The 7555-nt window shown below is 72.6% G+C and carries 6 protein-coding genes; 3 read left to right on the plus strand and 3 right to left on the minus strand.

Annotation, left to right across the window (positions count from 1 at the left end; translation table 11 throughout):
- Window positions 1-118: 118 nt before the first annotated feature.
- On the minus strand, window positions 119-859 hold the full coding sequence (locus tag ACFWY6_RS04870) for a chitinase (RefSeq protein ID WP_384686415.1): 741 nt from the start codon (window positions 857-859) through the stop codon (window positions 119-121).
- A 203-nt stretch (window positions 860-1062) separates the two neighbouring features.
- Window positions 1063-1830 (minus strand): aminoglycoside adenylyltransferase family protein, encoded by a 768-nt coding sequence (locus ACFWY6_RS04875; protein WP_384686417.1) that lies wholly within the window; start codon window positions 1828-1830, stop codon window positions 1063-1065.
- Between the two features lie 407 nt (window positions 1831-2237).
- Here ACFWY6_RS04875 and ACFWY6_RS04880 point away from each other — a divergent pair, with 407 nt between their 5' ends.
- The gene (locus tag ACFWY6_RS04880; RefSeq protein ID WP_384686419.1) at window positions 2238-3716 is read left to right on the plus strand and encodes a UDP-N-acetylmuramoyl-L-alanyl-D-glutamate--2,6-diaminopimelate ligase; all 1479 of its coding nucleotides are present in this window, start codon (window positions 2238-2240) and stop codon (window positions 3714-3716) included.
- A 191-nt stretch (window positions 3717-3907) separates the two neighbouring features.
- Complete coding sequence (locus ACFWY6_RS04885) at window positions 3908-5491, plus strand: purine-cytosine permease family protein (RefSeq protein WP_384686421.1); 1584 nt, start codon at window positions 3908-3910, stop codon at window positions 5489-5491.
- Here ACFWY6_RS04885 and ACFWY6_RS04890 read toward each other — a convergent pair.
- Window positions 5470-6507: a GlxA family transcriptional regulator gene (locus ACFWY6_RS04890; protein ID WP_384686423.1), complete on the minus strand. Its 1038-nt coding sequence runs from the start codon at window positions 6505-6507 to the stop codon at window positions 5470-5472. The two genes, ACFWY6_RS04885 and ACFWY6_RS04890, sit on opposite strands and share 22 nt — an antisense overlap.
- 104 nt (window positions 6508-6611) lie before the next feature.
- Between ACFWY6_RS04890 and ACFWY6_RS04895 the strand changes: the two genes are divergently transcribed.
- Window positions 6612-7555, plus strand: a 944-nt coding sequence (locus tag ACFWY6_RS04895) for an MFS transporter (RefSeq protein WP_384686425.1), incomplete at its 3' end; no start/stop codon positions are given.

Here is a 7555-nt window from a genome sequence, read left to right on the forward strand (position 1 = left end):
GGCCCCCCCCCGCGGCCGGGCCCCGCTGTCGCGCGCCGCATAACCCTGGCATCAAAAGGGCGGGCCCGGCCGCGGGGTGCGCGGGGGGGCGGCGGACAGCGGGAGCCGTGACGCCGGGTCAGCAGCTCAGCTTGTCGCCCGGGGCGACGCCGAGTACGTCGGCGAAACGGGTGTAGTTGTCGATCCGGCTCTGCACCTGCTCCGGGTTCCCGCCGTCGCATTCCAGGCTGCCGTTGATGCTGCGGATGGTCTCGCCGAAGCCCGCGCCGTTGACCATGGCGTTGTGCGGCGTCATCGTCCCCGGGCCGTTCTGCGTGTTCCAGTACCAGAGGCCGGTCTTCCAGGCCACGGCCGGATCGTTCTGGACGAGGTCGGGGTTGTTCAGGAGGTCGATCTTCAGGGCGTCGCCCGCCGCCTTGTAGTTGAAGTTCCAGCTGAGCTGGATGGGGCCGCGGCCGTAGTACTTGTCGTTGCCGGCCGGGCAGCCGTAGGACTGTGAACTGTCGCAGTAGTGGGGGTAGTTGGCGGTGTTCTGCTCGACGACGTGGACCAGGCCGCCCGTCTCGTGACTGACGTTCGCCAGGAAGGCCGCGGCCTCCTGCTTGCGCACGGTGTCGCTGCCGGTCCCGGTGAACTCGGGATAGGCGCTGAGCGCGTCCGTGAGGCCGCTGTAGGTGTAGAAGGAGTTCCGGTTCGGGAACATCTGGTTGAACTGGGCCTCGCTGACGATGAATTCCGCGGCGGCCCGCTCCTTCGCGTCCGGCTTCTCCGCGGAGGCGTCGGGGGCGAGGGTCAGCAGGGTGAGGGCGGCGGCGGACGCCGTCGCGGTCAGCGTGGCGGCGAGTGCACGAGGACGCATGAGCGATCACTCCTTGGGCGGACCGGGGCATGCCGGGGGCACGGCCGACCGCCGTGTGGTGGGGGGTTGAGCGGCGAGGAGCGCACCGGCACACCGGAGCTGCGGCTATCCGGAATGACGCCCGCCGCCGTTGGCCTAGACCATACCGAGTGACGGATTCACGTCAAGAGGCATCCGGACAACGGCAGTTGAAAGGCAGCGCGTCAGCCGGTGCCCGCCGCGGCCAGCTCCTCGATCACTTCAGTGACGTACGCGGCCCAGGGGCCCACCAGCGGCTGGAGTTCGCCCCAGCGCTCCCTCTCCCCCGTGACGTACACGGCGCGCGCGTGGGCGAGCACGGGCCGGTGTTCCTCCGGGAGCCGGGCGATGGCCCAGTCCGCCGCGGCGTCCTTGAAGGTGATCGTCCCGGTCGCCAGGGTCATCCAGATCCGGGCCAGCGTGAGGACGACGTTGCGGGTGTCCGCCGCGAGGTCAGCAAGGAGCTCCGGCACACCGGCGGACAACGCGCGCGTGAGGTCCGCACGCGGGACAGGGGCCAGCACCTCGCCCGGCGGCGGTCCGGCCAAGGGCGTCCCGGCCATCAGCACCATCGTGATCAGGGGCGCAAGATCGGGGCTCGGCACCGGCGACGGCAGCCGCCCGCGCTCGTACTCATCGCGCAGCCACTCCCCGTACTGGAACTCGCACCATGGCGGGTACCGCCACGGGCTGACCTCGCGCCGCACGACGATCGTCAGCTCGACGGGCCGCGCGGTCTCGCCCCGTGGCGGCCAGGCGGAGATGTCGAGGAGCCCCTCGACGAGCCGCCGCCGCTGCCCTTCCGACAGCGGCCGCTCGACGACGGCGAACACATCGATGTCGCTGTACGGGCGCAACCCGCCCAGCCGGGCCGAGCCGTACAGGTAGCCGCCGACGAGGTCCGCGCCGAGCGTCTCGCGCAGCAGGTGAACGGTGTCCTCGGTCTGGGTCACGCGGTCCTTTCCCTTGCACGGCGGGGGTGGGCTGTGTGGCATCGACGGATGAACCGGTCGTGATCGTAGGAAGGACGGCGGCCCCGGAACCAGCGGGTTTCCGACACGGCGGTGGCGAGCCGCCGCGCACGTACACTGAAGCGGTGTCGGGCAGGCCCCTGCTCCGCCCGGCCACCTGTGGTCAGCCCTCCACGGCCCGGATCCCGTCCGACGCGACCGGCCGGCCGTGCGGCACACAGGTAGCGATCCTCGGCCGTCCCGGCCCTCGGCCCGCACGCAGATATCCCCCTGCGGGGCCCGCTCGCCCAACGCGTCACACCGCGGATTCCGGTTCACCGTCGCCCTCGCCCTCGCCTGTCGGGCCGGGCATGCGCGGCGTGCCGCCGGCCGCCTTCGAGGGGACAGATATGAAGCTCAGCGCACTGCTCCATGGGCACGACCACGACGTTCTGCACGGTGACCCGGGCGTGCCGGTCACCGCGGGGATGACCTTCGACGCCGGGCAGGTCAGGTCCGGCTCGCTGTACATCGCCGTTCCCGGGCACGAGGAGGGCGGGCCCGGGGGCGTCGCTCGGGCCCTGGAGCGGGGAGCGGTGGCGGTGCTCGTCGAGGACGGCTGGGTGTCGGGGGACGGGGCGGCCGGGCAGGCGTGCGTGGTGCGCGTGCCCGACACACGGATTGCGGCCTCGCTCGCCGCCTCCCGTTATTACGGGGAGCCGGGGCGTGCGATGGATGTCGTGGCGATCACCGGTACGAACGGCAAGACCTCGGTCTCGTACATGGTCGAGTCGGCTCTCCGTCTCGCGGAGGGCGCGAAGGTGGGGGTGATCGGCACCTCGGGCAGCCGGATCGGCCAGGAGCGGATCCCGATGCCGCGGTCGGTGCTGAGCACGCCGGAGTCGCCGGACCTCCACTACCTGCTCGGGCACATGCGTGACCGGGACACGGCCTGCGTGGTGCTTGAGGCCACGTCCATGGGTCTGGTGCAGCAGCGGCTCGACCATGTACCCGTCGACATCGGCGTGTTCACCAATCTCACCCAGGATCACCTGGACGACCACGGGACCATGGCGCACTACAAGGACGCCAAGCTGCGCCTGTTCGGCGGGCTGTGCGACCGCGCGGTGGTCAACGCCGACGACCCCGTCAGCGCCGAGATCCTGGCCCTGATGCCGGGCGCGGTGACCACGTACGGCCTGGACGCGCCGGCCGACTACCGGGCGAGCGATCTGGTGGTGGACGCGGTGGGCAGCCGCTTCACCCTCCATCACGACGGCCGCAAGTATCCTGCCGCGATCCCGGTCCCGGGCCGCTTCTCGGTGTCCAACGCGCTCGCCGCCCTCGCGGCGTGCCATCTGCTCGGGCATGAACTCCCGGCGCTTGTCGAGGCCTTGGACCGGATGCCGCCGACTCCGGGCCGACTGGAGCGCTTCACCACCTCGCGGGGCGTCTGCGTGATCGTCGACTACGCGCACTCCCCCGACTCGCTGGAGAAGGTCCTCGCCACGATCCGCGGTTTCGCCACCGGGGCGGTGATCACCGTCTTCGGCTGCGGCGGCGACCGTGACACCACCAAGCGAGCCCTGATGGGCGAGATCGCCGGCCGCCAATCCGACCTGTGCGTCCTGACCACGGACAATCCGCGCGACGAGGACCCCGAGCGCATCCTGGACCAGATCGTCCCCGGCCTGACGTCCACCGCGACACCCTTCCACCGCGTGGCCGACCGTCACGCCGCGATCGCGTGCGCGCTGTCCGCCGCACGTCCCGGCGACGTCGTCCTGGTCGCCGGCAAGGGCAGCGAGCCCCACCAGATCGTCGGCGAACTGCTGCTGCCCTTCGACGACATGACCGTGGTACGCGAACTCGCTTCTGCTGCCGGGTGATCCCGGCGGCGGGTCCGCGCGGCGGCCTCGCGGGGCGATGACCCCGCCCGGCGAGTGTGCGAATCGTCCATCACACCGCCGTGCGCAGTGCGAATCCGGCACTGGTGCGGTGTGGCCCGCGGCCTCTACCTTCCCTGCACCTCCAACACCGCCTCTCGCGCGCCGTGTTGCCGTCCTCCAGGGAGCTGCCCGTGTCCAAGGATTCGCCGCCGTCCGTCACCCAGGTCGAGACCCACGGGGTCGAGCGCATCCCGGACGCGGATCGCACCGCCGGGCCGCTCGATCTGTTCCGGCTCGCGTTCGGTGGCGCCAACACCTTCGCCACGTGTGTGCTCGGCGCGTTCCCCATCCTGTTCGGGCTCTCCTTCTGGCAGGGGCTCGCGGCGATGCTGCTCGGGCTGCTCACCGGCGCCCTGCTGCTTGCCCCGATGGCGGTCTTCGGGCCGCGCAACGGCACGAACAACGCCGTCTCCTCGTCGGCGCATCTGGGGGTGCACGGCAGGATCGTCGGATCTTTTCTCTCCCTGCTCACCGCCGTGGCGTTCTTCTCGCTGTCGGTGTGGAGTTCGGGCGACGCGCTCATCGGCGGGGCGCACCGGCTGCTCGGCGTGCCGGAGAGCGACCTCGCGTACGGCTGCGCGTACGCCGTCTTCGCCGTGCTTGTGCTCGCCGTGTGCGTCTACGGCTTCCGCTTCATGCTGCTCGTCAACAAGGTCGCCGTCATCGCCGCGACCCTGCTGTTCGTCCTGGGCCTCTTCGCCTTCGCCGGTGACTTCGATCCTTCGTACGCCGGAATCTTCACCCCGGACGCCGACCGGGCCACCCAGGACCTGTACTGGCCCTCGTTCATCGGCGCCGCGCTGATCGTGCTCTCCAACCCGGTCTCCTTCGGCGCGTTCCTGGGCGACTGGGCCCGCTACATCCCGGCCGATACGCCGCGCCGCAGGGTGATGGGCGCGGCGTTCCTCTCGCAGCTCGCCACGGTGCTGCCGTTCGGCTTCGGCCTGGCGACCGCGGCGATCATCGCCGAGCGGGCCCCGAAGTATCTGGATCCGGCCGCCCCCAATTTCGTCGGCGGGCTGCTGGCGATCGCGCCCGGCTGGTACTTCCTGCCGGTCTGTCTGATCGCGCTGATCGGCGGCATGTCGACCGGGACGACCGCGCTGTACGGCACCGGCCTCGACTTCTCCTCGGTCTTCCCGCGGCTCAGCCGGGTGCGCGCCACCGTCCTGATCGGCGTACTGTCCATCGCGTTCATCTTCGTAGGACGATTCGGCTTCAACCTGGTCCAGGCGATCTCCACCTTCGCCACGATGATCATCACCTGCACGGTGCCGTGGATGATCGTCATGATGCTGGGCTATGTCACACGGCGCGGCTGGTACGACCCCGAGGCGCTCCAGGTCTTCACCCGCCGCCAGCACGGCGGGCGCTACTGGTTCACGCGCGGCTGGAACTGGCGGGGCATGTCGGCCTGGTGGACCGGCGCGGTGACCGGCGTGCTGTTCACCGACATCCCCGGGCAGTTCGTCGGGCCGCTCGGCGGCCTCGCGGGCGGCGCCGACATCAGCCTGCCGCTCGGCGCGGCCGTGGCGGCGATCGTCTGTCTCCTCCTGCTCGCGGCGTTCCCGGAGCCGCGTGCCGTGTACGGGCCGGACGGGCCGCGCTGGGTGCGGGCCGCCGACACGCCCGTCGCGCCGATCACTGACGCGGCGAGCGGCCCGGCTCGCGGAGAAGAGCGGCGGGACGCCCGTCAGCCGGGTGTTCCCCGGTAGGTGCGCCGGTAGGCGGCCGGAGTGGTGCCCATCAGGCGATGGAAGTGCTGCCGCAGGCCGTCTCCCGTGCCGAGGCCGCTGCGTTCGGCGACGGCGTCGACCGGCAGGTCGGTGGTCTCAAGGAGGGTGCGGGCGTGGGTGACGCGCTGCTGGTTGAGCCATCGCAACGGAGTGGCGCCCACCTCGCGGGCGAAGTGCCGTTCGAAGGTGCGTACGCTCATGCCCGCTCGGCCCGCGAGATCGGCGATGGCCAGCGGCTCATGCAGCCGGGCGAGCGCCCAGTCCAGGACGGGTGCAAGTCCCGTACCCGGAGCGGGCGGAGCCGCGGTGGCGGTCCTGGGGCGGGCGTACTGGGCCTGGCCGCCCTCGCGGTGCGGGGCCACCACCATCCGCCGGCCCACCTCCGCCGCCACCGCCGCGCCGTGGTCGCGGCGCACGATGTGCAGGCACAGGTCGATCGCGGCGGCGGTGCCCGCGCTGGTCAGGATGGATCCGTCGTCGATGTAGAGGGCGCGGTCGTCGACCGTCACTTCCGGGTGACGGCGGCGCAGTTCGTCGGCGTACATCCAGTGGGTGGCCACCTCGCGGCCCGTCAACAGACCGGCTGCCGCAAGGACGAACACCCCCGAGCACAGCGATGCCACGCGGGCCCCGGCAGCGTGCGCCGCCCGCAGCGTGTCGAGGAGCGGGGCCGGTGGCTCGTACTCGCCCATCACGCACGCGGGGATGATCACCAGGTCCGCCTCGGCCAGGGTTTCGAGGCCGTGGGAGCTCTCCAGGCGCAGTCCGCCGGCTGCGTGGTGCGCGCCGGGGACGGTCTGGCACAACGCCAACTCGTATCCCGGGGACGGGATCTCGCCCCGGTCCTGGCCGAACACCGCGCAGGGGACGGCCAGTTCGAAGAGGGAGGACGGCGAGAGGAGAGCGACGGCCACGCGCAGGGCGGAGCCGGAGGGGCGTGCGGGGCGAGAGGTGTCTGCGGGGCGGGAGGTGTGTGCCTGCCGGTCGGAAGCCATGTCGTAAATCTAGTGGACCCTGACGTTCACGCCACTGGTTCGGGCCGTGGGCCGCGCCGCAGGCTGATCACTGCGAGCACACACGGCCAGGAAGGCGGCAGGTCATGAGGCAGGAACGACGGGCGGGGCGGATGCCCGAGCAGTGGCGGGTCAGCCTGGCCGGCATGGCCGCGGTCGGTGTCACCTTCGGCTTCGCCCGCTACGGCTACGGCCTCTTCCTGCCCGAGTTCCGGCGCGCCTTCGACCTGCCCCTCTCCCTGGTCGGACTCATCGCCAGCGCAAGTTACGTCGGCTATATCGCCGCCCTGTTGCTGGTCGGCGCCCTGGTCACCCGGCTCGGGCCGCGCCCTCTGGTCGTCGCGGGCGGCCTGTCGGCGGCCGGCGGCATGGCGCTGGTGGCCTGTGCCGACGGGCCGATCACGCTGACCGCCGGCCTTGTCCTGGCCGGGACGAGCCCGGGATGGGTGTGGGCCCCCTACTCCGACGCCGTGGACCGCACGCTCCCCCCGGACCGGCGCGAACGGGCCATGGGGGCGATCGCCACCGGCACCGCCTTCGCCGTGGCCCTCGCGGGGCCGCTGACACTGGCCGCCCAGGGCGGGCGGTGGCGCCACGCCTGGCTCGCCTTCGCCGCCGCGGCGCTCCTCGCCACGCTCGCCAACGCCCGCGTCCTGCCGGGCGGCGGCCGCGCACGCCCGACAGAGGACCGGACCGACGACGACGCCGCTGCCGCTGCCGCTGCCGCTGCCGGGCAGTCTCCCCCTCGGCCGGGCCTGGGCTGGCTGGCGCGCCGACCCGCAGCCGCCGCAGCACTCCTCGGCAACGCCCGCGTCCTGCCGGGCGGTGGCCGCGCTCGTCCCGCGGCGGACCGCGCCCACACCGCCGCACGGCAGCCGTCCCCGCGGCCCGGCCGGGGCTGGCTCGCCCGCCGCCCCGCAGCCGCCGCAGCACTCCTCGGCAACGCCCGCGTCCTGCCGGGCGGCGCCCCCGCGCCGCCTGCACCGGACCCCGCCGCGGCGGCGCCGGGGCAGCCCCCCCCCCGGCGCGG

It is taken from the genome of Streptomyces sp. NPDC059037 (assembly GCF_042740015.1).
Lineage (GTDB): Bacteria > Actinomycetota > Actinomycetes > Streptomycetales > Streptomycetaceae > Streptomyces.

Bases quoted from the DNA above. Each gene is read 5' to 3' on its own strand.
- ACFWY6_RS04870 (WP_384686415.1), bottom strand. From the start codon at position 859: ATGCGTCCTCGTGCACTCGCCGCCACGCTGACCGCGACGGCGTCCGCC.
- ACFWY6_RS04880 (WP_384686419.1), top strand. From the start codon at position 2,238: ATGAAGCTCAGCGCACTGCTCCATGGGCACGACCACGACGTTCTGCAC.
- ACFWY6_RS04890 (WP_384686423.1), bottom strand. From the start codon at position 6,507: ATGGCTTCCGACCGGCAGGCACACACCTCCCGCCCCGCAGACACCTCT.